This is a genomic window from Kitasatospora acidiphila (assembly GCF_006636205.1).
GTDB lineage: Bacteria > Actinomycetota > Actinomycetes > Streptomycetales > Streptomycetaceae > Kitasatospora > Kitasatospora acidiphila.
The window spans coordinates 8031398-8052217 of record NZ_VIGB01000003.1 but is presented as its reverse complement, the minus strand read 5'-3'; the positions used below and the strand labels follow the sequence as shown (position 1 = coordinate 8052217).

The 20820-nt window shown below is 72.2% G+C and carries 20 protein-coding genes and 2 pseudogenes; 12 read left to right on the top strand and 10 right to left on the bottom strand.

What is annotated here, in order from left to right:
* Positions 1 to 6: 6 nt before the first annotated feature.
* The 9 genes and pseudogenes from E6W39_RS43825 to E6W39_RS37960 all read left to right on the top strand — a co-directional run bounded on the left by E6W39_RS43825 (position 7) and on the right by E6W39_RS37960 (position 8601).
* Positions 7 to 282 (top strand): hypothetical protein, encoded by a 276-nt coding sequence (locus E6W39_RS43825; protein ID WP_323809138.1) that lies wholly within the window; start codon positions 7 to 9, stop codon positions 280 to 282.
* A gap of 107 nt (positions 283 to 389) precedes the next feature.
* Positions 390 to 779 (top strand): nuclear transport factor 2 family protein, encoded by a 390-nt coding sequence (locus E6W39_RS37995; RefSeq protein WP_141637336.1) that lies wholly within the window; start codon positions 390 to 392, stop codon positions 777 to 779.
* A gap of 396 nt (positions 780 to 1175) precedes the next feature.
* Positions 1176 to 1646 (top strand): annotated as a pseudogene (locus tag E6W39_RS44420) (FAD/NAD(P)-binding protein); the annotation flags it as partial.
* Between the two features lie 1273 nt (positions 1647 to 2919).
* Positions 2920 to 3528 carry a GNAT family N-acetyltransferase gene (locus E6W39_RS44415; RefSeq protein ID WP_407658651.1) on the top strand — a complete coding sequence of 203 codons (609 nt, stop codon included), beginning with the start codon at positions 2920 to 2922 and terminating at the stop codon, positions 3526 to 3528.
* Positions 3480 to 4724 (top strand): MFS transporter, encoded by a 1245-nt coding sequence (locus E6W39_RS44410; protein ID WP_407658650.1) that lies wholly within the window; start codon positions 3480 to 3482, stop codon positions 4722 to 4724. Before E6W39_RS44415 ends, E6W39_RS44410 begins: the two co-directional genes overlap by 49 nt.
* Positions 4725 to 4770: 46 nt before the next feature.
* Complete coding sequence (locus E6W39_RS37975) at positions 4771 to 6240, top strand: lyase family protein (RefSeq protein WP_141637335.1); 1470 nt, start codon at positions 4771 to 4773, stop codon at positions 6238 to 6240.
* A gap of 97 nt (positions 6241 to 6337) precedes the next feature.
* On the top strand, positions 6338 to 6916 hold the full coding sequence (locus tag E6W39_RS37970; RefSeq protein ID WP_141637334.1) for a GNAT family N-acetyltransferase: 579 nt from the start codon (positions 6338 to 6340) through the stop codon (positions 6914 to 6916).
* Positions 6917 to 7074: 158 nt separating this feature from the next.
* Complete coding sequence (locus E6W39_RS37965; RefSeq protein ID WP_141637333.1) at positions 7075 to 7995, top strand: hypothetical protein; 921 nt, start codon at positions 7075 to 7077, stop codon at positions 7993 to 7995.
* A 42-nt stretch (positions 7996 to 8037) separates the two neighbouring features.
* Positions 8038 to 8601: a GNAT family N-acetyltransferase gene (locus E6W39_RS37960; RefSeq protein ID WP_141637332.1), complete on the top strand. Its 564-nt coding sequence runs from the start codon at positions 8038 to 8040 to the stop codon at positions 8599 to 8601.
* Between the two features lie 52 nt (positions 8602 to 8653).
* Here the strand turns inward: E6W39_RS37960 and E6W39_RS37955 are convergent, their stop codons facing one another.
* Genes E6W39_RS37955 through E6W39_RS37940 form a run of 4 tightly spaced genes read right to left on the bottom strand, consistent with a single transcriptional unit; the run spans position 8654 to position 11165 of the window.
* Complete coding sequence (locus E6W39_RS37955) at positions 8654 to 9247, bottom strand: GNAT family N-acetyltransferase (RefSeq protein WP_141637331.1); 594 nt, start codon at positions 9245 to 9247, stop codon at positions 8654 to 8656.
* Positions 9248 to 9272: 25 nt separating this feature from the next.
* A complete protein-coding gene (locus E6W39_RS37950) occupies positions 9273 to 9800 on the bottom strand; it encodes an STM3941 family protein (RefSeq protein WP_228718578.1) in 528 nt (175 codons plus the stop codon).
* Positions 9801 to 9846: 46 nt separating this feature from the next.
* Entirely contained in the window at positions 9847 to 10122 is a 276-nt protein-coding gene (locus tag E6W39_RS37945; protein WP_141637330.1) for a hypothetical protein, read from the bottom strand.
* Positions 10119 to 11165, bottom strand: a complete 1047-nt coding sequence (locus E6W39_RS37940) for a wHTH domain-containing protein (protein WP_456152135.1) — start codon at positions 11163 to 11165, stop codon at positions 10119 to 10121. The genes E6W39_RS37945 and E6W39_RS37940 overlap by 4 nt, the downstream gene beginning before the upstream one ends.
* Positions 11166 to 11289: 124 nt before the next feature.
* On the opposite strand from E6W39_RS37940, the gene E6W39_RS37935 reads away from it, so the two are divergent.
* Together E6W39_RS37935 and E6W39_RS37930 are read left to right on the top strand one after the other, a co-directional pair.
* Positions 11290 to 11910, top strand: coding sequence for a winged helix-turn-helix domain-containing protein (locus tag E6W39_RS37935; protein WP_141637328.1), 621 nt, complete (start codon positions 11290 to 11292; stop codon positions 11908 to 11910).
* Positions 11911 to 11918: 8 nt separating this feature from the next.
* A complete protein-coding gene (locus tag E6W39_RS37930; protein ID WP_141637327.1) occupies positions 11919 to 13172 on the top strand; it encodes an MFS transporter in 1254 nt (417 codons plus the stop codon).
* Positions 13173 to 13187: 15 nt separating this feature from the next.
* Here the strand turns inward: E6W39_RS37930 and E6W39_RS37925 are convergent, their stop codons facing one another.
* From E6W39_RS37925 to E6W39_RS37910, 5 genes are all read right to left on the bottom strand, one after another.
* Positions 13188 to 14078 (bottom strand): HEAT repeat domain-containing protein, encoded by an 891-nt coding sequence (locus E6W39_RS37925; protein ID WP_141637326.1) that lies wholly within the window; start codon positions 14076 to 14078, stop codon positions 13188 to 13190.
* 9 nt (positions 14079 to 14087) lie between these two features.
* Positions 14088 to 14396 (bottom strand): HEAT repeat domain-containing protein, encoded by a 309-nt coding sequence (locus E6W39_RS37920; protein WP_228718777.1) that lies wholly within the window; start codon positions 14394 to 14396, stop codon positions 14088 to 14090.
* Entirely contained in the window at positions 14393 to 15049 is a 657-nt protein-coding gene (locus E6W39_RS37915) for a hypothetical protein (protein ID WP_141637324.1), read from the bottom strand. Before E6W39_RS37915 ends, E6W39_RS37920 begins: the two co-directional genes overlap by 4 nt.
* Before the next feature lie 120 nt (positions 15050 to 15169).
* Positions 15170 to 15310, bottom strand: coding sequence for a hypothetical protein (locus E6W39_RS40090; protein ID WP_180356283.1), 141 nt, complete (start codon positions 15308 to 15310; stop codon positions 15170 to 15172).
* 165 nt (positions 15311 to 15475) lie between these two features.
* Positions 15476 to 15835: a hypothetical protein gene (locus tag E6W39_RS37910; RefSeq protein ID WP_141637323.1), complete on the bottom strand. Its 360-nt coding sequence runs from the start codon at positions 15833 to 15835 to the stop codon at positions 15476 to 15478.
* A 16-nt stretch (positions 15836 to 15851) separates the two neighbouring features.
* Between E6W39_RS37910 and E6W39_RS37905 the strand changes: the two genes are divergently transcribed.
* Complete coding sequence (locus tag E6W39_RS37905; protein ID WP_141638199.1) at positions 15852 to 16634, top strand: glucose 1-dehydrogenase; 783 nt, start codon at positions 15852 to 15854, stop codon at positions 16632 to 16634.
* Positions 16635 to 16675: 41 nt separating this feature from the next.
* Here E6W39_RS37905 and E6W39_RS43815 read toward each other — a convergent pair.
* A pseudogene (locus E6W39_RS43815) lies at positions 16676 to 20673 on the bottom strand (Pls/PosA family non-ribosomal peptide synthetase).
* Between the last annotated feature and the right edge of the window lie 147 nt (positions 20674 to 20820).

Here is a 20820-nt window from a genome sequence, read left to right as displayed (position 1 = left end):
GGGCTGGTGCTGCTCGACATCGCCGTCCAGGGCAACCAAGTGGCCAACCAGGCCCGCATCCTGGCGCTGCGCCCCGAGGCCCGATCCCGCCTCAACACCGCCTACATGACCTGCTCGTTCCTGGGCGGCAGCGCCGGATCGGCGCTCGGCGTGCGCGCCCAGGCGGCGTTCGGCTGGGGCGGCGTCTGCGCCCTGATCGCCCTGGCCGCCGCCGTCGCGCTGGGCGCGCACGCCTGGCTCGCCCGCCCGATCCGGTTGCGGCCCGGCCGAGTTCACACCTGACCCTTCACTTTCACCAGCAACCCGACCCTCCACCTCCACCAGCAACCTGGCCCTCGACCTTCACCAGCAACCCGATCCACCACCTTCGCCAGCAAGAGGAGACCCCGATGACCTTCCCCGCCATGCCGCCCGCCGTCCTGCGGTTCTTCCGCGAGTCCCAGTCGGGCGATGCGGCGGCCTGGGCCGCCGCCTTCGCCGAGGACGGCGTCTTCCACGACCCGGTCGGGCAACCGCCGTTCGAAGGGCGCCCCGCGATCGAGGAGTTCATCCGCTCGATCCTGCCGAACTTCGACCCGTTCCTCGGCCTGACCCCGCTGACCGCCCACACCGTGGGCCGCCACACCGCCGTCTCCTGGCGCGGCGCCGCCGTCGCCAAGGACGGGAGCCCGGTCAACTGGTCCGGCATCAACATCTACGAACTGGACGACGACGGGCTGATCCGCGAACTCAAGGCCTACTTCAACCCGGCCGTCTTCCAAGCCCAGCTGGCCGGCTGAGAGCCTCCTGACGAAAGCCGAACGCCCGCGGAACTCCCCCGCGGGCGTTCGGCTTTCGGCTCCGGCCGGTATCGTCACACCACCACCACGCTCCCCACCGCCCTCAGCGGGCCCAGCCCCGCACTTGAACGTCGCCTTCGCCGTGGTCTGTACCGCGCCCGTGAAACAGCCGTCGGAGCTCGTGAATTGCCGCGAGATGGCCGAAAGCGGGCGGGCCGCTTGGCCGGAACCCAGCTGGTCCGCCGTCCGTGCGCCTGCCTATGGTGAGGCCCCGATCAGCGCTGGGTGACCACCACTCCCACCACCCCCTGATCGCCTTCCTCAGGCCCGTCATGCGCGTTGCCGCGCATTCACGACCCCACTCGCACCACGTCATCACTCTGGAGCGTGGCTTCCATGCACGTCTCGGTAGCCGTCGTCGGCGGCGGTCCGCGCGGTCTCAGCATCCTGGAACGGATCTGCAGCCAACCACACAACGACTGGGACTCCCTGACGGTCCATCTGATCGACCCGCACCCGCCCGGGGCGGGCGTCCATCTCCCCGACCAACCGAACTACCTGCTCATGAACACCATCGCGGGACAGGTCACGATGTTCCGCACCGGCGACCGGTCCGCGACCGGACGACCCGTCGCCGGCCCCAGCCTCGCCGACTGGGCGGGCGCCGCCGGTGACAGCTACCTGCCACGCGGCACCCTGGGACGCTATCTGGCCTTCGCCTACCGGCGGTTGCGCCGCCAGGCCCCGTCCAACGTGCGGATCCAGGAGCACCGGGCCGGCGCCCAGCAGGCGCGCACCCTGCGCGACGGCTCCTGGGTGCTGCACCTGTCGGACGGCTCGCTGCTCGCCGTGGACTTCGTCTTCCTGACCACCGGCCACGGCACCAACCAACCCACCGAGGAGGACCAGCGGATCCAGCGGTTCGTCGCCGACCACCGCCGGTCCAACCCCGATCTGCGCTACCTGCGCAGCTGTTACCCACTGCACCAGCTCGACACCATCGAGCCCGGCAGCCGGGTGGCGGTGCGCGGCATGAGTCTGTCGGCCATCGACACGGTGGCGGCCCTGACCGCGGGACGCGGCGGACGCTTCCTCCCGGGCCCGGACGGCGAGTTGGTCTACCGCCCCAGCGGGGCCGAGCCACGGCTGCGGGTGTACTCGCGCAGCGGCCGGATCTTCGCACCCCGGGCGGTCAACCAGAAGCGGCCGACCGACGTCCACCAGGCCGCCCACCTGACCCTGAAGGCGATCGACGCCCTGCGCGCCGAAGTCGGCCAACTCGACTTCGAGCAGCATCTGTTACCGCTGCTGGCGGCCGACCTTCGAGAAGCCGCCGAGGCGACCGGCGGACCGCTCCCGGATGTGGCGGCGCTGCTGCGCCCCCGGGAGCACCGGTTCCCCCGCACCGTGGCCGCCCACCAGCAGGACCTGGTGGACTTCCTGACAGCGGACGAACGCCAGGCCGCCGCAGGCAATCTGACCAGCCCGCTGAAGGCCGCCACCGACGCGATCCGCGACCTGCGCACCGAGCTGCGCCATGCGGTGGAGCACCGCGGCCTGACCCCGCGCTCCCACGAGCGGTTCTGCCAGGTGTACGCCCCGCTGCTGAACGCCGTCGCCGCCGGTCCCCCGGCACACCGGTCCCGCGAGTGGCGGGCGCTGTTCGCCGCCGGTGTGCTGCAACTCGGCGCCGGCCCCGGCGGTTCGCTCCGACTCGACTCCGAGCGAGCCGAGTTCGCCATCACCGGCGCGGTCCAGTCGTCACCGCCGGTGCACTGCGACGTGCTGGTGGGCGCCAGCGTGGACCCGTTCCTGCCCGAGCGGGACACCGCACCGCTGACCCGGTCGCTGCTCGCCGGGGGCCACGCCCGGCCGTTCGCCAACGGCTGGTTCCAGCCCGGCGGCTTCGACATCGACCAGGTCGGCCGGCTGGTCCGGGCGGACGGCACGATCACCCCGAACTTCTGCGCCCTGGGCCATCCCACCGAGGGCGCCCACTACTTCACCAACATGCTGCCCGCCCCGGGCGTCGACTCCCGGGTCACCGCCGACGCCGAGGCGGCGGTGCGGGCCATGGCCGAGCACCTGCGCCACACCGTCGCGCACCGCACCAACCCCTCCCCGTCCAAGGAGTCGCACCGTGACCGTCGCCCCGCAGCGCCTGCGCTGGATCGACCCGTTCACCGTCACCGGCCGCCATGTCTCGCTGGTCCCACTGGAGTTCGAGCACGAGCAGGGGCTGGTCGAGGCCGTCCAGGACGGCCGGGTCTGGGACACCTGGTTCGCCGCCGTGCCCTCCCCCGACCGCATGCGCGAGGAGATCGAGCGCCGCCTCGAGCTGGCCGCCGCCGGCACCATGGTGCCGTTCACCGTGCTCGACGCCCAAGGCCGGATCGCCGGCATGACCAGCTACATGAACGTGGACGCCCCCAACCGCCGCCTGGAGATCGGCTACACCTGGTACCGCGCGAGCGTGCAGCGCACCGGGCTGAACACCGAGGCCAAGCTCCTGCTGCTGGGCCACGCCTTCGAGCAGGCCGACTGCATCGCCGTGGGATTCAGGACCGCGTTCTTCAACGCGCCCAGCCGGCGGGCGATCGAGCGGCTCGGCGCCCGGTTCGAGGGGATCCGGCGCAACCACCTGATCCTGGCGGACGGCACGGTGCGCGACACCTGCTACTACAGCATCATCGACAGCGAGTGGCCGGCCGTGCGGCGCCATCTGACCTGGCTGCTGGACCGGTCGTAGTGCAGTCCGTCGCCGACACCGCCGGGCCGGCGATCGCACCCACGCCGCGGGCCGTGGAGCGGGTGCTGACGGCACGGGCCAAGTGCGCCGTCTTCCTGCTCGGGGTGTGCGCGCTGCTCAACATCTACTCCACCCAGCCGCTGCTGCCGGTGCTCTCCCGGGAGCTGCACGTGCCACTGGGCCAGAGCACCTGGACGATCAGCGCGACCACCCTCGGCGTCGCCGTGATGGCCCCGCTGGCCGGCTCGGTCTCCGACCGGCTGGGGCGGCGGCGGGTGATCCTGGCGGCGATCGGCGCCTCGCTGGCCACCACCCTGGCGCTGGCCACCGCCTGGAGCTTCACCGCCCTGCTGGTGCTGCGGCTCGCGCAGGGCCTGCTCATTCCGTTCGTCTTCGCGGTGGCGGTCGCCTACCTCGCCGAGGAGTACGACGGTGCACGCGCTCAGGCCGCCAACGCGCTCTACGTCTCCGGCACGGCGTTCGGCGGCTTCCTGGGCCGGTTCCTGTCCGGGGTGGCCGCCGCGCACGCCGGCTGGCGCACCTCGTTCCTGCCGCTGGCCGCCGTGCTGCTGGTCACCCTGCTGGCGGCCTGGCGGTGGCTGCCGGCCGAGCGCCACTTCGAGCGCTCCCGCTCGCTGCTGGCCGGCCTGCACGGCATCGGCGGGCACCTGGCCAACCCGCGGTTGCTGGGCACCTGCCTGGTCGGTGCCGCGCTGCTGTTCCTGCAGGTCGGCGCGTTCACCTATGCGGGCCTGCACCTGGAGGGGGCGCCGTTCCGGCTGAGCACCCTGCAGAGCGGCGCGGTGTTCGCGGTCTTCCTGATCGCGGTGGTCGCCACTCCGCTCGCCGGGCGGCTGATCACCCGGTTCGGTCGGCTGCGGGCCTTCGCCCTGGCCGGGCTGGTCTCGCTGACCGGCCTCGGCCTCACCCTGATCCCCACCACGCCCACCGTGATCGCCGGCCTGGCGGCCTCCTGCACCGGGGTCTTCGCCGGTCAGGCCTGCGCGATCGGCTACGCCGCGACGGCCGGCCGGGCCGCCCGCTCCGGCGCGGTCGGGCTCTACCTGGCCGGCTACTACGCCGGGGCAGCGTCGGCGCCGTCGCCCCGGCCCCCGTCTACGCCGCCGGCGGCTGGACCGCCTGCGCCGCCCTGCTGGCGACCGTCACCGGTCTCGCCATCGTCATCGCCCGCCTGAGCTGGTCGACCACCGCCGACCGGCGCCGCCACGTCGAGGAGTCCAGATGACCGACCCGAACCCGTCAGCCCTGCTCAGCAGCCGCGACACCTTCTTCTGGCTCTGCACCCTGGACCAGGCCTCGACGGTGATGACCGTCGAACAGGGCATCGTGCCGGCAGAGATCGGCGCCCGCACCGCCGCGGCGATCGCCCGGGTGATCGCCGACGCCGCCGAACCCGGCGCGGACCGGCCCACCGACTACCTCCAAGTCGAACCGCTGGTACGTCAGTTGGTCGGTCCGGACGCCTCCCGGATCCACTCCGGGCGCAGTCGCCAGGACATGCTCGCCACCGTGCACCGGCTGCTGCTGCGCGACCGGCTGCTGCTGGTCCACCGGGCGCTCGGCGAGCTGCGCGGCCGGCTGCTGGCCAGCGCCGATCGGTACCAGCGCGCCATCGTTCCCGCCTACACCAACGGAGTTCAGGCCCAGCCCGTCACCTTCGGGCATCTGCTGCTCGGCTACGAGGCCACGCTGCGCCGCTCCGCCGCCCGGCTGGCCGAAGCCTATCCCAGGGTCAACTCCTCGCCGTTGGGCGTGGCCGCGCTGGCGACCTCCAGCTTCCCGGTCAACCGCACCCGGCTGGCCGAGCTGCTGGGCTTCGACGACACCGTGCACAACTCCTTCGACGCGGCCCAACTCTCGCCCGTGGACGTCGGGTTCGAGGTCGCCTCGGTCGCGATGGCGCTGGCCCTGTCGATCGGCACCCTGGTGCAGGACATCCATGCGCAGTACCACCACGCCCGCCCGTGGATCGTGTTGGACGACACCGGCCTGCTGGCCCCCAGCACCCTGATGCCGCAGAAGCGCAACCCGGTGGCGCTCAACCGGGCCCGCCTGCTGGCCAGCGAGGTGGTCGGCGACGGTGTGTCGACCGCGATGGCGGCGCACAACGTCGCCTCCGGGCTGACCGACTACAAGCGCGCCGAGGCGGCCCGCACCCTGGAGCGCGCGCTGGCGCTGCTGGCCGAGGTCGACGCGATCGCCGCCGCGCTGCGCCTCGACGAGCAGGCCGCCCTCGACGAGGTGCGCGGCGACTGGTCCACCACGTCCGAGCTGGCCAATGCGTTGCAGCAGAAGGCCGATGTGCCGTTCCACATCGGCCACAAGTTCGCCTCGGCGCTGGTCACCCACGGGCGCGGCAGGCAACTGACCATCGACCAGCTGGACTTCGCGGATGTGCGGCGGCTGTATCGGGAGACCGCCGCCGGCTTCTCCGAGGCCGCGGCCGAACTCCCGCTGACCGAGCCGCAGTTCCGGGATGCGCTGGACCCGGCCGCGATGATCTCCCGGTACCGCGGCCTCGGCGGTCCGCAGCCGGCCGAGGTGCACCGGATGCTGGTCGCCGCCCGCAGCGCGCTGGTCGAGGACGTGAACTGGCGGGAGGCGGCCGAGGGTCGGCTGCGGGCCGCCGAGGCGAGCCTGCGGGGCAAGTTCACGGCGCTGCTGGCGCAGGCGGCCGGGCCGGTGGGGTGAGGTCATCGGGGTGGGGGAAGTCGAGGCCGCCGGGCGGTGAGCGCGATCGGCGAAAAACGCCTCGCCGTACGACCGGCCCCCGCCTACCCTCGCCTGCATGACCTCAGCTGACCCGTCACCGCTCGGCCCGCTCACGATCCGCCCGGAGACCGCCGCCGACCAGCCCGCCGTGCAGGAGCTGCTGGCCCGCGCCTTCGACGGTCCCGAGCGGGTCCCCGGGCTGGTCGCGGCCCTGCGCACGGCACCGGCCGCACTCGCGCCGCTCTCCTTCGTGGCCGTGGCCGACGAGCGGATCGTCGGCCACGTCATGCTGAGCGCGGTCCGCCTGGACGCCCCACGCCGGCTGGTGGACGTGCTGTCCTTCAGCCCGCTGTCCGTGCTGCCCGAGGCGCAGGGCCGCGGGATCGGCACCCGGCTCATCCGGCACGCGCTCGCGGCCGCCGACCAGACCGGCGCGCCGCTGGTGTTCCTGGAGGGCTCGCCCCGCTACTACGGCTCCCGGGGCTTCGAGCCGGCGAGTCCGCTCGGCTTCCGCTCGCCCTCGCTGCGGATCCCCGACGCCGCATTCCAGGTGGCCAAGCTCACCGCCTACCAGCCGTGGATGACCGGGACCTTGGTGTACTCGGAGCCGTTCTGGGCCTTCGACTGCGTGGGGCTGCGGGATCCGAGCGCCTGACGGGCCGCCAGGCCGCTGGGGCCGCCAGGCCGCTGGGCCGCTGAGCCGCTGGGGCGTGATCGCCGGACGGGTGGCCGCGCCCGCCCGGCGCACGACAGAATGTTCCCGCACGTCCCGCGTGCCCCTGCCGATCCACCCAGCACCCGATGAGGTCACCCGTGTCCGTCCCCGTAGAACCGTCCGGCGCGTTCGGCCCAGCCCACGCCGCGGCCGCCCGGCTGATACCGGCCGACGCCGTTCCCGTCACGGACGAGGACGCCGCCCCTGCGGGAGCCGATGCCGACGCCGACGCCACGGAGGACGGCGGCGTGCGTGCGCTGCTGCTGCGGCTGCGGGCGGCCGCCGCCGACGCCCCCTCGGACGAGGCGACCGGCTATCTGCTGGAGCTGGTGGCCCGTGAGATGACGGCGGTGCTCGGCCGGTTCGACCGTGACGCGCTGGTCACCTGGCGGGAGCGCGCCTGCCAGCACGACGCGGCCGGCAACCCGGGCGCGGCCGTCCACCTGCTCGCCCAGGTGGTCACCGAGATGACCCAGCACCTCGGCCCGACCGACTCCGACACCCTGGTGACCCATCTCGAACTAGCAACCGCGATCGGCAACAACGGCGACCCGCGCACTGCCGTCCAGCGCTTCCAGGAGCTGGTTCCGGCCCTCGCCATGGCGCACGGCGCCCAGGACGCCCGGGTGTTGACGGTGCAGGTTCGGATGGCCGCCAATCTGGCGCGGGCCGGCGAGGTGTTCCCCGCCGTCCAGCAACTGCAGTCGCTGGTCCCGTGGATCCAGCAGAGCCTGCCGGCCGGCCATCCGCTGCTCGGCGAGGCCCGCTGCGCGCTGGCCCGCCTGGTGCCGACGTTCCGCCACCTCACCGGTACCCCCGACAGCGCCGGGCTCGGCCCGGTCGAGGCGGTCGCCATGGTGCACCGGCTGCTGGTCTGGGACTTCGGCTCGGACGCCGAGGCGAAGGCCTGCGTCAAGGACCTCGGCCGGTTCACCGGCAAGCGCGGCATCTCGGACCGGCTCGCCGCGATTCCGGACGACATGTCCGCCGAGCAGGCGGCGGGATTCCTGCTGGCCTGAGCGGCACTCCTACTCGACAACCTCTTCTCCAGGAGCTCCCGCATGCCGCAACCCGAAACCGTCTACACCACCGATCGTCTGACGGTGCGTCAGTGGAGCCCCGCCGACCAGGACCGGGCGTTCGACCTCTACTCCCGCTGGGAGGTGGCCCAGTGGCTCGGCAGCACCCCGCGCGCCTACGAAAAGCCCGACGAGGCAGCCGTGTTCATCGAGCGCTGCCGACTGCGCGGCGCCGAGGATCCCCGGTTCGGGGCGTGGGCGCTGGAGCGGCTGGACACCGGTGCGGTCGCCGGGACGGTGCTGCTGCTGCCGATGACGGACGCCGACGGACCGACCGATGTGGTGGAGGTCGGCTGGCATCTGCACCCCGACTCCTGGGGTCACGGCTTCGCGACGGAGGCCGCCCGTGGCGCCCTCGCCAAGGGCTTCGCCGACGGCCTCGCGGAGATCCGCGCCGTGGTCCGGCCCGACAACCAGCGCTCGGCGGCCGTCTGCCGCCGCCTCGGTATGGCCGACAGCGGTGTCACCGAGCGCTGGTACGGCATGCCGCTCATGGAGTTCAGCATGACCCTTGCCGCGTGGGAGGCGGCGGTCGGCGAAGGGTAGCGGCCCTGCTGGCACCTGCTGCACCCTGCGGGGTCTGCGGGGTCTGCGGCGGTCAGGCGTCGCCCTTGATGCGGGCGTGCAGGTGCTGGTCGTGCCAGCCGTCCGCGTGCAGCAGGGCGCTGCGCATGGTGCCTTCGAGGGCGTAGCCGGCCTTGGCCGCCACCCGGCAGGAGGCCGGGTTCGCCGTCGAGTGGCAGAGCTCCAGCCGGTGCAGGCCGAGCTCGTCCAGCGCCCACTGGCTGAGCCGCCGAACCGCCGCCAGCGCGACACCACGGCCGCGGGCCTCGGGCAGCAGCCAGTAGACGATCTCGGCGCTGCCGCCCGCCAGCTCCAGCTCGCGCCAGCCGATCAGGCCGACGGCGGGGCTGTCGGCGCCCGGCTCTGCGATCGCCCAGATGGCGGCTTGCTCGGCCTGGCGGCGCTCATGCATGCGCTGGATCCGGCGACGGGCGTCCGCCACTGAGTCCACGCTGAACAGGTTCCACTGCTGGATCGCCGGGTCCTGCGCGGCCGTCAGCAGGGCCAGGGCATCACCGTCTCCGCCCTCGCGCCAGGGGCGCAGGAGATGGCCGGTGGGGAGGCTGAGCTCTGGGTGCGGCGGCGTCGCGAGGCGGCCGGGTGGGACGACGGGGTCGATCGGGGGCATGTGTTCCCTGCCTTGTTGAGCGGCGTCAGCGGTAGACGGCCAGCTGCGGCTGGTGGCGCAGCATCGCTGCGATCACCTCCTCCGAGCCGACCGGCAGCGTGTTGGCGGAGATGTTCGCCGGGCCGAAGCCCAGACCACGGTTGCCGGAAGCGGTCATCTTCACCAGCCGCGGTGCGCGCGCCAGGTAGCCGGCGGGGTCGTGCAGCAGCAGCTCGATGAAGCGCTGCTTGGCGCTTCGCACGGTCATCTCCCGGATCCGCAGCCCGGCGATCTCCTGCCAGGCGATCCGCCCGAGTTGAGCGTGCTCCACTCCGGCCTGGTCGATGATCAGCTCCGGTCGGCCCTTCACCAGTCGGATCCCGTACAGCACCGCGCAGGCCCCGAAGAACGGAACCGCCAGCACACCGCCGATCACCGCCTTCACCGAGCCGTGCCAGATCAACAGCCCCACGCCCAGCGCGACGAAGGCCAGCGCGCCGAGCAGCATCAGGACGACCCGCCGCTTGTCGGACGGGTACACGGTCGGCGGCAACACGCCGGTCTCGTTGATCACGCGGCACAAGGTAGCGCCTGGCCACCCCATCTGACCAGGGGGTTTCTCAGCTCATCCGGCTGCGCCGGAGTTCGTCCAGCCAGCCACGCAGTTGCTCGTCGCCGTGCAGGAACCCCGCCGGCGGCGGTCCGGCGGGCAGGTCGACGCCGACGAGCAGGTTGAGCGCCCACCACTCCAGCTCTCCCCACTCCAGCGCGTCGTCCACCACCCACCGGCTCGCCCAGCGGTCCACCTCGTCCCGACTCACCCGCCCCTCCACCACGGCGGCGAACCGGGCTTCGATCTCGTCGAGGCCCGGCTGCACCGGCTCCACGCCCGTCACCCGCACCTCACCTGGCTACTGCGGTAGCCCAGCACCGCCAGGCGGGCAGCCACCTCGCCGCGGCGCCGGCCGGTGGCTTTGGCGGCTTTTCTGATGTGGTCGGCGGGGACCGACTCATCGGTCTCCAGCCAGGGCGACTCGCTGTCGAGGAACTGGCTGAGCAGCACGATGTCGTCGGCTTCGACGGCGGAGTCGGTTGGGGCGTCAGGGAGTTGGTAGCCCAACGCCACCAGCCGCCCGACGACCTCGCTCGCGGTGCGGCCGGTGATCGCCGCCGCGCGCAGGACGTGGTCGGCCGGCACCGGATCTGTCAGCGCCAACCAGTGCGGCCAACCCTCCAGGCTACGGCTGACCAGCAGTTCATCGCCGGGGAGAACATCCGGCAGCGCCACCTCGGGCAGGCGGAACCCCAGGGCCGCCAGGCGCGCCGCGACCTCACCGGCCGAGCGATCCGTCTTGGCTGCAGCGGCCACCAGATGCCCGAACTCGACCGGCTCGTCGGTCTCCAGCCACGGCCACTCGCCATCGAGGTACTCGCTGAGCAGCGCGTTGTCGGCCGGGCCGGCGGCACTGTCGGGCACGGCGTCCGTGATCCGGTAGCCGAGCGCGGCGAACCGGGCCATCACCTCACCCGGGGTACGGCCGGTGGCTGCCGCCGCACGCAACACGTGGTCGGCCGGGACCAGCTCGGCACTCGGCAGCCAGCGCGGCCAGCCGTCCAGGGAGAGGCTCACCATCAGCTCGTCGCCGCCCTGGACGTCCTGTGGCGGCGGTTCCGGCACCTCATAACCCAGGGCCGTCAACCTGTCGGCGATCTCTCGCGCCGGCCTGCACATCGCCGCCGCGGCCGCCACCAAATGCCCCAGATCGACCGGCTTGCCGGTCTCCAACCAGGGCGAATCGCCGTTGAGGTACTGGCTGAGCATCACCGTGTCCCCCGGCCGGACCGCAGCGACCTGCGGCGCCCGACGTCCGCCGTCGGCCCACCACTTCAGCCGACTCAGCCAGCCCTTCCGAGCTCTTCCTTCCACGGACCCGAACATCGCACCCCCCAGTACGTGATCTTGCGCGGCCCGATCATAGCCCTCAGCAGTGGGCATGGACCTTCCCTGACCGATCGACAGGTCCCTTGTCCTCTTTACCCTTTCGAGCGTACCGTTTCGAAACATGTCTTTCGAGAAGCCGTCGCAGCCTCAACAGGCCGACGCCGCACGCCCGATACGTCGACTGACCGACCCCAAGGCCATGCGGGCCGTCGCTCACCCCACCCGGCTGGCCCTGCTGGAGGCGCTGGCCCAACGCGAGCCACTCACGGCCACGGAGGCCGCGGAGCTGATCGGGGAATCGCCGACCAACTGCGCGTTCCACCTGCGCACGCTGGCCAAGTACGGCTTCGTCGAGGAGGCCGGAGCGGCGGCGGGGCGACGGCGGCCGTGGCGGCGGAGCCACATCGGCTTCTCGTTGGACGAGGTGCAGCCCGACTCGGAAGGTTCGGCAGCAGCCGGTGCGCTGTCGCAACTGCTCTGGGACACCTGGCTCCAGCGCATCAGCACGGTGAACAGCCGTCGCGCCCAGTTCGACGGGGACTGGCAGCGGGTGACGGAGGCCATGGAGCATCTGGCCTATGTGACGCCGGATGAGGCCAGGGAGTTGAACGCCGATCTGCTGGCCGTGCTGGACCGCTACCGCGACCGCTTGGCCGACCCGGCCCGGCGTCCGTCCGGCAGTCTGCCCGTCGAGCTGGTGCTGTTCACCTTCCCGCTCGATGCGGTGAAGTCGGCGCAGTGATCGGCCGGATGCGCCGCCTGCCGGCCGATCGCGATGCTCGCCTCTACCTGGCCGGACAACTGCTCTCCTCACTCGGCGACTCCGCGCTGTGGCTGGCACTCGGCATCTGGATCAAGACGCTCACCGGAAGTGCCGCCGCCGCGGGCCTGTCCTTCTTCATGCTCGCCGTCGGCTCGTTGGCCAGCCCACTCGGCGGACTGCTCGCCGATCGGATGCGCCGCCGCCCGCTGCTGATCGCCGTCAACGCCGCCACCGCCGCGCTGGTCCTGCTGCTGCTCCTGGTGCGTGGCCAGGGCCAGGTCTGGCTGATCTACGCGGTGCTGGTCGGCTACGGCGTTTCCGCTGCCGTTCTCACCCCGACTCAGACCGCACTGCTGCAAACCCTGGTGCCCACCGAGCAGTTGGGCGCGGCCAACAGCGCGCTGCAGACCGCGCAGTGGGGCATGCGGCTGATCACCCCGCTGCTGGGCGCCGGTCTCCTGACGGCTTTCGGGCCGGCCCCGATGGTCATCGGCGACGCGGTCACCTTCGTGGTGGCCGTGCTGACCCTGGCCGCCCTCCGGGTGACCGAGAAGGCCCCAACACCGTCCGGTAGGCGGCTACTTGACGAGGCCGGCGACGGACTGCGGCACCTCCGGCACACCCCGGAGCTGCGGCACCTCACCGTCGCGACCGTGCTGGCCGTCTGCGCCTTCGGCCTGTCGGAACCCACCGTCTTCGCCGTGGTCAGCCAGGGCCTGCACCGCCCCAACGGCTTTCTGGGAGTACTGACCACCGCCCAGGGCGCCGGTGCCATCGCCGCCGGCTGCACCGCCACCGCAGCCCTCCGCCGCCTGGGCGAACAGCGCCTCGCCGCAGTGGGCTTGGCGGCGACCAGCGGCGGCTTCCTGCTGCAGATCGCCCCCGCCACCCCGGCCGCCCTGACCGGTGCCGCCCTGATCGGCGCGGGCCTGCCCTGGCTCATGGTCGGCCTCACGACGCTCTTCCAACGCCGCACCCCGCCAACCCTGATGGGCCGCACCGACGCTGCCCTGACCCTGGCACTCACCGTGCCCCAGACCCTCGCCATCGCCCTCGGCGCCGCGCTGATAGCCGTCGTGGGCTACCAACTCCTGCTGCTGGCCATCGCGATGCTGACGGCAACGGCGGCGGTTTACCTGCACATCCGGGGCGCGGAGGCCAGCCGGGGTGGAGCCAGCCGGGGCGCGGGCCTTTGCCGACAACACACTGACGGCGATCGAGTACCGTCCGAACATACTTAGCTTGACCCCGCCGGGTCACGGTGCCGCGAGGCGCTCCACGACACGACTGTGCACATAGGGGTGCGGATCGGCGAGGGCCTTCTCGAAGACGCTCCGAGGATCGCCGTCGCTCAGCTGGGCAAGGGCCTCCACGGCCCGGAAGCGCAACTGCGGTCGGGCATCACGTTCGGCGACCTTGCCCAGCAAGTCCACGGTACGGTCGTCGCCGACATGACCCGCGAGGGCGCAGACGAGGAGCGGACCGTACTCCTCACTGCCGTTCAGGTACGACCTGATGGTTCCCTTCTCCATGTCGAAGAGGAACTGGTTCGGCTGCCGGGTCTCCGGGTTGACGACCATGAGGTTCAGCGAGACCGAGATCTCGCTCGGATAGTGCTGCACATGGATGTCGCGCGAGGCGCGGTAGAACATCACCTTTCCCGGACCGAGTGACGTGTGTTCGAGGAATCTCATGTCCACCGGCTCGCCCGGGTAGCCCTTGACCTGCTCCGGCTCGTACTCCCAGATGGACGTCTCGTAGCCGGAGCCCATGTGGCCGACCGTCAGGAAGGAGAAGTCGTGGTCGTGCGGGAGCTCATACGAGTGCAGGACGTCCTCGTTCTCCCGTGCCTGCGCGTTGCGCGCCTGCGGCATCCAGATGTTCGCGCGGATCAGCCATCGGTCGCCGCGCGCGAGGGTCAGTGACTGCGCGCCGTACGGGTTTCCGCTCTGGAACTCCGCGACATCGCGCAGGCCTTCGTTCACCAGGTCGACCAGGACCGTCGCGTTGTTGCTCAGGGCTCGGAGCGCGTCGGCGGAGTCCACGATCGAGTCCTCGCTGCGGACGTCGACGGCGCTCTTGACGTGGTCGATGTAGTCCCTGAGGTCAAGACGGTGGTTCTCATCGGTTTCCAGCGTGTACGCCATGCTCTTCACTCACTCCGGGTCGTGCGTCGGGCTGGGGCGGTCGGCCGTCCTGGACTGGACATCGCCGAGGAGGGCGTGCAGAGACCGTCGAGCCGTCTGCTTCACATGCGGATGGGGATCCTCGGTCGCGCGCTCGAGCAACTCAAGTCCGGTGCGCCGGTCGAGGACCAACGCGGCGCGGGTGGCGTTCCACCGGACGGTGTGGTCGCTGTGGTCGGCCAGGGTCCGCAGGCTCGGCAGGGAGGACGGGTCCCCCGCTGCCGCGAGGAAGCGGATGACGGAGTTCAGGCGTCCGGGCGCCTCCTCGGCCGCCATCATCCGCACGGGAGAGAGCGTGTCGTGGTCGTACTCCCAGCGGTACGGGACGACGGTGCGCGAGGACAGGACGAGCAGGACCGAGGGGACTCGGCGGGCTTGATGTCGATGAGATCACGGCCCGCGTGGAATTCGGCCGCCTCACCGGGCTCGAGTACCCGCTCGCCCAGGTGGACCAGACGGCGTTCCGGGTCGAAGACATCGTGCGGCTCCGGCGCCGGCTGCTGCAGCAGCCCATAGCTCAGCGGGCCGGTCCCCGGCACCGCCCCGACGCCGAGGAGCATGTGCTCAGTGCTGCTCCAGAGCACCTTTGCGCGGTCTGCGGACTGCTTGCCGGCGAACCGGAGCGACAGGTGCCAGCTCTCGCCTCGCACGATGTTCATGGCAGCGGCGGTGGCCCCGTCGGTGAACTGGTAGAACCTGTCCTCGGCGACCTTCGTCAGTTCGTAGTTGGCGAATTCGACGAAGAAGTCGGACGCCAGAAACCGGAGGAAGGCCGGACGGCAGTCCCACATTCCTTCCGGGCCGGACTCCCGGAGAATCGGGAAGACCTCCGACGCCAGCTCGTGCAGAGCACGGGGTGCTCGCGGATCAAGGGCGACCTTCGGTGCCGCGAGCCTCGCGACTTCCGGTAGAACATCTGGCATCTGATTCATCCTCGGCAAGGTTCCTCGGCGGGTCGTTGATAACCTGGTTCAGGGGGCCGGAAAATATCAGGGGAGTGACCCCCTGAGCCAGGCGAACAGCGAATCAAATACGATGAAGCAAAGCGGTCATCACATGGCCGTGATGATGGCCACGGCGACGATCCCGGCCTTGACCAGGTAGATCGGAGCGATCCCCTCGGGCTGGCCGTCGAGGTCCGGCGTGGGGGCGCTGACGTGGTACGGAAGCTCGTCCAGCGGCAGGTGCGACATGGTGGAATCTCCTCTGTTCATTTCAATCGGTCACGACTTCGGGATATCCGGCGCCGTGATTTCTCTGAAACCTACACAGCTGCTACAGAGGCTGCCAGGTACGCTCGGGCAAACCCGACGACCGGATGTGCAACCCACCGGTGCACGTTGGTGCAGCGGCCCAGGTCAACCGAGTGCGGAGCAGTTTCCGGAAAGCCATCCGTGGCGGCGGCCGATGGAAGCCGATTGCGAGTTTGAGTGTGCATGACGAATTGCGGTGATGATTGTGTTCACGCCAACTCGAATAGCCGACACTCGCACCACCGCACCACCGCACCACCGCACCACTTCGCCGATCCCCCTGCCGTGGTGCACGCCGGGCTCGCTGACCGGGCAGATGGGTGGGTCGCAGATCACGCCGTCCACCGCGCCCGCGTCATGCGCGAGGCCGAGGCTGCGCAGGGTGCCGGCGATGGCTTGGCGGGCGGCCGGGACGTCCGGTATCAGGGTGTCGTCCAGATCGACCAGCAGGACTGCTTTCCGCATCCACCCTCCGGTGTCTATGGTCGACTTCGACCCCATCCCTCGGCAGCGTACGGAGGACATCGTGCTCAACGGGAAGACCGCTGTGGTGACCGGCGGTTCGCGCGGCATCGGTCGGGCGATCGTGGAGCGTCTCTGCCGCGACGGGGCCCGGGTGGTGTTCGGGTACGGGAGCAACGAGGCCGCGGCGGACGAGGTGCTGCGCACAGTGGCCGACGCCGGCGGGTCGGCCCTGGCGGTGCGGGCGGACCTGAGCGATCCGGCGCAGGCGGAGCGGCTGATGGCGCTGGCCGACGAGGAGTTGGGCGGCCTGGACATCCTGGTGAACAATGCCGCGGCGCAATTCAGCCCGACGCCGGTCGCCGAGATCGAACTGGCCGACTTCGACCGGATCTTCGCGGTGAACGCCCGATCGGTGTTCCTGACGGTCCGCCATGCGGCGCGCACCATGCGGGACGGCGGCCGGATCGTCAACATCTCCTCCGCCGCGACGGCGCGGGCCGGGCGCGGAACCGCGGCGTACGTGGCCAGCAAGGGGGCGCTGGAGCAGCTGACGGGCGTCGCGGCCCAGGAGCTCGGGGCGCGCGGGATCACCGTCAACACGGTGTCACCGGGTGCCACCGACACCGAGTTGCTGCTCGGCACGGTGACGGCGGACATCCTGAAGGCGCTCCCCGCCATGACGCCGCTCGGCCGGCTCGGTGAGCCGGCCGATGTGGCGGACGTGGTGGCGTTCCTGGTCGGCCCGGACGGCCGCTGGATGACCGGCCAGAACCTGCGGGCCACGGGCGGCCTGGCCTGAGACCGGGCCCGCCCTCTGGCCTGCCCTGCGGAGGTCCCGCGTCAGCCCCGCGCCCGGGCCCGCGCCCGGTGCCGGTGCCGTCCTCGCGCGGCCGCCGGCACCGTGGCCGCGTGCTCGGCGGGCCAGGCCGCGATCGGGTTGCCGATCCAGCGGGTGCTGTCCGGGATCTCCTCACCGCGCATCGCCAGTGAGGCACCGCCGATCGAGGCGCCGGCGCCGACCGTGGTGCCGGGCAGCACGATCGAGTTGGGGCCGAGCGTGGCGCCCTCGTCGAGGACGACCGGCCCGAGCCGCATCACCCGGTCGTGGAACAGGTGCGTCTGCAGCACGGTGCCCCGGTTGACGCTGGCGCCGCTGCCGACGCTGACCAGGTCGGACTCGGGCAGCCAGTGGGTCTCGCACCAGGCGCCGCGGCCGATCTTGGCGCCCAGGCTGCGCAGCCACATGTTCATGTAGGGGGTGCCGAGCAGGGTCTGCCCGCCCCAGGGCATCGCGAGTTCCTCCACGAAGGTGTCGTAGAGCTCGTTGCGCCAGACGAAGGCGGACCACAGCGGGTGCTCACCGGAGCGGAACTTGCCGACCAGCAGCCACTTGGCGAGCGTGGTGACCAGGCAGGCTGCCAGGGTGGCGCCGGCCAGCACCACGCCGCCGACGGCGAGGGCGGCGGCCAGGCCGTCCTGGTCGATGATCGCTTCGAGCGCACCGAAGACCAGGTCGCCGAGCAGCACGGTGAGGATCACCGGCAGCAGTCGGCAGAGTTCGACGGTGGCGCGGGCCAGCAGCAGTCGGCGCGGCGGCGCGTAGGTGCGGGCCTCGTCGCCGGCGTCGGCGACCCGGGGCAGTTCGATGCCGGGCCGGCCGAGCCAGGAGGAGCCGGGTGTGGCGTTCACGGGGGCGTCGGAGAGCACGCCGACCAGGGCGCGGTCGGGCAGTTCGGTGCCGGGGCCGACGATGCCGGAGTTGCCGACGAAGGCGCGCTGACCGACCGCCGAGGGCCCGATCCGCAGCCAGCCGCCGCGCACCTCGAAGGGGGCGACGAGGGTGTCGTCGGCGAGGAACGCGCCGTCGTCGACTCGCATCAGGCCGGGCAGTGCGAGCACCGTCGAGGCCTCCACCCGGCGGCCGATCCTGGCGCCGAGCAGCCGCAGCCAGACCGGCGTGAACAGGCTTGCGTAGAACGGGAAGAGCGAGCGGCGGGCGGTGTCCATCAGCCGCGAGACCGCCCAGACGCACCAGGCGACCTTGCCGTGCTCGGGGTGGAAGCCGGGCTGGATCGCCCGGCTGAACAAGCGGACCAGCAGCACCAGCAGCAGCGCGTAGCAGGACATCGTGAGCGCGGTCAGCAGCGCGGTGGTGGCAGCAGTTGGAGCAGCGCGGCCTGCAGCGTGTGGTCGGCGTCGAGCATCGGGTAGAGCACGCACAGGGCGGGCACCGCGGAGATCACCGGGAGCAGGCCGAAGAGGAGCATGCCGAGGCCGTAGGCGAGGTTCCAGGCGCGTGAGGCGGCGTGGCCGCGGCGCGGAGCGGGCCAGCCGGCCTGCGGTTCGCTGTTCGGGCGGGCGGGTGAGCCGTGGTAGTGGCTGCCCGGCGGCACGGTGCCGAGTACGCAGCTGCCGGGGGCGACGTCGGCGGCGGTACCGACCCGGGCGCCCGGCATCAGGGTGGCGCGGGTGCCGACCCGGGCGTCGGCGCCGATCTCGACGGACCCGAGGTGCAGCAGGTCGCCGTCCAGCCACCAGCCGGCCAGGTCGACGCCGGGTTCGACCGAGCAGCCGGCACCGAAGACGGCCAGTCCGGTGACCGGTGGGACGGCGTGCAGATGGGCGCCCTTGCCGACCCGGCAGCCGAGCAGCTTGGCGTAGTGGCGGGCCCAGGGGGTGCCGGCCAGTTCGCCGGTGTTGAAGCTGGCGGCGGTCCGTTCGGCGGCCCAGAGCCGCAGGTGGGCCAGGCCGCCGCGCGGGTAACTGCCGGGGCGCAGCCGGGCGGTGAGCGCCCGGGCGGCGGTGCCGGCGAGCAGCACGCGTCCCGGTGTGCTGCCGAGCAGCAGCAGGCCGCCGATGATCAGCCACCAGGGGGTGTGCGGCGCCCAGGCGAGGTGGCCGCCCATCAGGTTGTTGATGGCGGCGATGACCAGCACCCAGCGCACGCTGGCCAGGGTGTAGAGCACGGCGAGCACCAGGCTCTGGGCGATCGCGGCGCGGCGCGGGGTGCGGCGCACCCGGCGCTGTTCACGGGGTGCGGCCGGCGCGCCGCCCGGTGTCCGGTCGGCGCCGCCGTGCTTCTCGTCGAGCGCGGCGGCGAGGTCGGCCAGCACCGGGTGGGCGTACAGGTCGGCGACGCCGACCGACGGGTAGCGGGTGCGCAGCACGGAGACCAGCCGGGCGGCGACCAGGCTGGAGCCGCCGAGCGCGAAGAAGTCGCTGTCGGAGGAGACGGGCAGGCCGAGGCCGGCCTCCCACTGCTCGGCGAGCCAGCCGGCGGTGCCGGTGAGCCGCTCGGCCGACCCGGTCCGGTCCGCCAGGCCGGGCAGCGGCCAGGGCAGGGCGTTGCGGTCGACCTTGCCGGAGGTGCGGGTGGGCAGCTGGTCGACGGTGGCGAGCAGCGGGACGAGGGCGGCGGGCAGCCGCCCGGTCAGCTGGGTGCGGGCGGCGGCCAGGTCGAGGATGGCGCCGGGCTGCGGGACCAGGTAGCCGACCAGCAGCTGGGTGCCGGCCGGGTTGGTGCGCACGGCTGCGGCGGCGGCCCGGACGCCGGGCAGGGCTTGGAGGGCGGCGTCCACCTCGCCGAGTTCGATCCGGCGGCCGCCGAGCTTGACCTGTTCGTCGGCCCGGCCGACGAACAGCAGGCCGCGCGGGTCGGCCTGGACCAGGTCGCCGCTGCGGTAGACCCGGGCGCCGGGCAGGGCGGGGTGGGCGACGAACTTCTCGGCGTCCTTGGCCGGGTCGAGGTAGCGGGCGGTGCCGACGCCGCTGATCAGCAGTTCGCCGGTCTCGCCCCACGCGACCGGGTAGCCGGCCTCGTCGACCACGGCGATCTGCCAGCCGTCCAGCGGGAGGCCGATCCTGACCGGCTCGCCGGGCAGCATGCGGTGGGCGGTGGCGACCACGGTGGTCTCGGTCGGGCCGTAGGTGTTCCAGAACTCGCGGTGCGGGGCGGCGAGTCGGTCCACCAGCTCGGGCGGGCAGGACTCGCCGCCGACGATGATCAGGCGCACCTGGTCCAGGCACTCCTGGGGCCAGAGCGCGAGCAGGGTGGGCACGGTGGAGACGGCGCTGATTCGGCGCTCGACCAGCCACGGGCCTAGGTCGGTGCCGGCCTTGACCAGGGAGCGGGGCGCCGGGACCAGGCAGGCGCCGTGCCGCCAGGCGAGCCACATCTCCTCGCAGGAGGCGTCGAAGGCCACGGACAGCCCGGCCAGCACCCGGTCGCCGGGGCCGAGCGGTTGCCGCTGGAGGAAGAGCCGGGCCTCGGCGTCCACGAAGGCGGCGGCGGAGCGGTGGGTGACGGCGACGCCCTTGGGGCGCCCGGTGGTGCCGGAGGTGAAGATGATCCAGGCGTCGCCGCCGGGGCCGGGGCCGCCGGCTCGGCAGCCGGGTCCGACGACGGAGCTCATGGCCAGTCGGCGCTCGGCGCCGATCACGGCGCAGACCTGGGCGTCCTGCCAGATCATCTCGGCGCGCTCGTCGGGGTCGTCGGCGTCCACCGGTACGTAGGTGGCGCCGGCCCAGAGCACGGCGAGTATCGCGACGTAGAGGTCGGCGGTGCCGGAGGGGACGCGGATGCCGACCCGGTCGCCGGCGCCGATGCCGTGCCGACCGAGCTCTTCGGCGTAGGCCGCGACGTGGTGGACCAGCCCCTGGTAGTCCAGGAGCACGCCGCCGGCGTCCAGGGCGGGCGCCTGCGGGCAGGCGGCGGCAGTCGCAAGCAGGATGTCGATCAGGGTGCGGGGCAGTGCCGGGTGGGCGACGGGCCAGGCGGCGATCTCACGAGCGGGCCGGTGTTCGGGCAGGGTGGACACCGGATTGTGGCTCGGAGCCATGCGGGCAACTCCTCAAACTCGCGGACTGTCGACGACGGCGCCGACTGCGCCGTTGCACGGCACGGGAGATGAGGGTAGGGGTCATCCCGGGCAGACAGCTTCGCTATTCACCTTGCCAAACCGCTTCGACCCGCCGATGGCACCCTG

Excerpts from the sequence above, each read along its gene's own strand:
- E6W39_RS37995 (WP_141637336.1), top strand. The coding sequence starts at position 390 with ATGACCTTCCCCGCCATGCCGCCCGCCGTCCTGCGGTTCTTCCGCGAG.
- E6W39_RS37975 (WP_141637335.1), top strand. The coding sequence starts at position 4,771 with ATGACCGACCCGAACCCGTCAGCCCTGCTCAGCAGCCGCGACACCTTC.
- E6W39_RS37970 (WP_141637334.1), top strand. The coding sequence starts at position 6,338 with ATGACCTCAGCTGACCCGTCACCGCTCGGCCCGCTCACGATCCGCCCG.
- E6W39_RS37960 (WP_141637332.1), top strand. The coding sequence starts at position 8,038 with ATGCCGCAACCCGAAACCGTCTACACCACCGATCGTCTGACGGTGCGT.
- E6W39_RS37955 (WP_141637331.1), bottom strand. The coding sequence starts at position 9,247 with ATGCCCCCGATCGACCCCGTCGTCCCACCCGGCCGCCTCGCGACGCCG.
- E6W39_RS37940 (WP_456152135.1), bottom strand. The coding sequence starts at position 11,165 with ATGTTCGGGTCCGTGGAAGGAAGAGCTCGGAAGGGCTGGCTGAGTCGG.
- E6W39_RS37935 (WP_141637328.1), top strand. The coding sequence starts at position 11,290 with ATGTCTTTCGAGAAGCCGTCGCAGCCTCAACAGGCCGACGCCGCACGC.
- E6W39_RS37930 (WP_141637327.1), top strand. The coding sequence starts at position 11,919 with ATGCGCCGCCTGCCGGCCGATCGCGATGCTCGCCTCTACCTGGCCGGA.
- E6W39_RS37925 (WP_141637326.1), bottom strand. The coding sequence starts at position 14,078 with ATGGCGTACACGCTGGAAACCGATGAGAACCACCGTCTTGACCTCAGG.
- E6W39_RS37920 (WP_228718777.1), bottom strand. The coding sequence starts at position 14,396 with ATGATGGCGGCCGAGGAGGCGCCCGGACGCCTGAACTCCGTCATCCGC.
- E6W39_RS37915 (WP_141637324.1), bottom strand. The coding sequence starts at position 15,049 with ATGAATCAGATGCCAGATGTTCTACCGGAAGTCGCGAGGCTCGCGGCA.
- E6W39_RS40090 (WP_180356283.1), bottom strand. The coding sequence starts at position 15,310 with ATGTCGCACCTGCCGCTGGACGAGCTTCCGTACCACGTCAGCGCCCCC.
- E6W39_RS37910 (WP_141637323.1), bottom strand. The coding sequence starts at position 15,835 with ATGCGGAAAGCAGTCCTGCTGGTCGATCTGGACGACACCCTGATACCG.
- E6W39_RS37905 (WP_141638199.1), top strand. The coding sequence starts at position 15,852 with ATGGTCGACTTCGACCCCATCCCTCGGCAGCGTACGGAGGACATCGTG.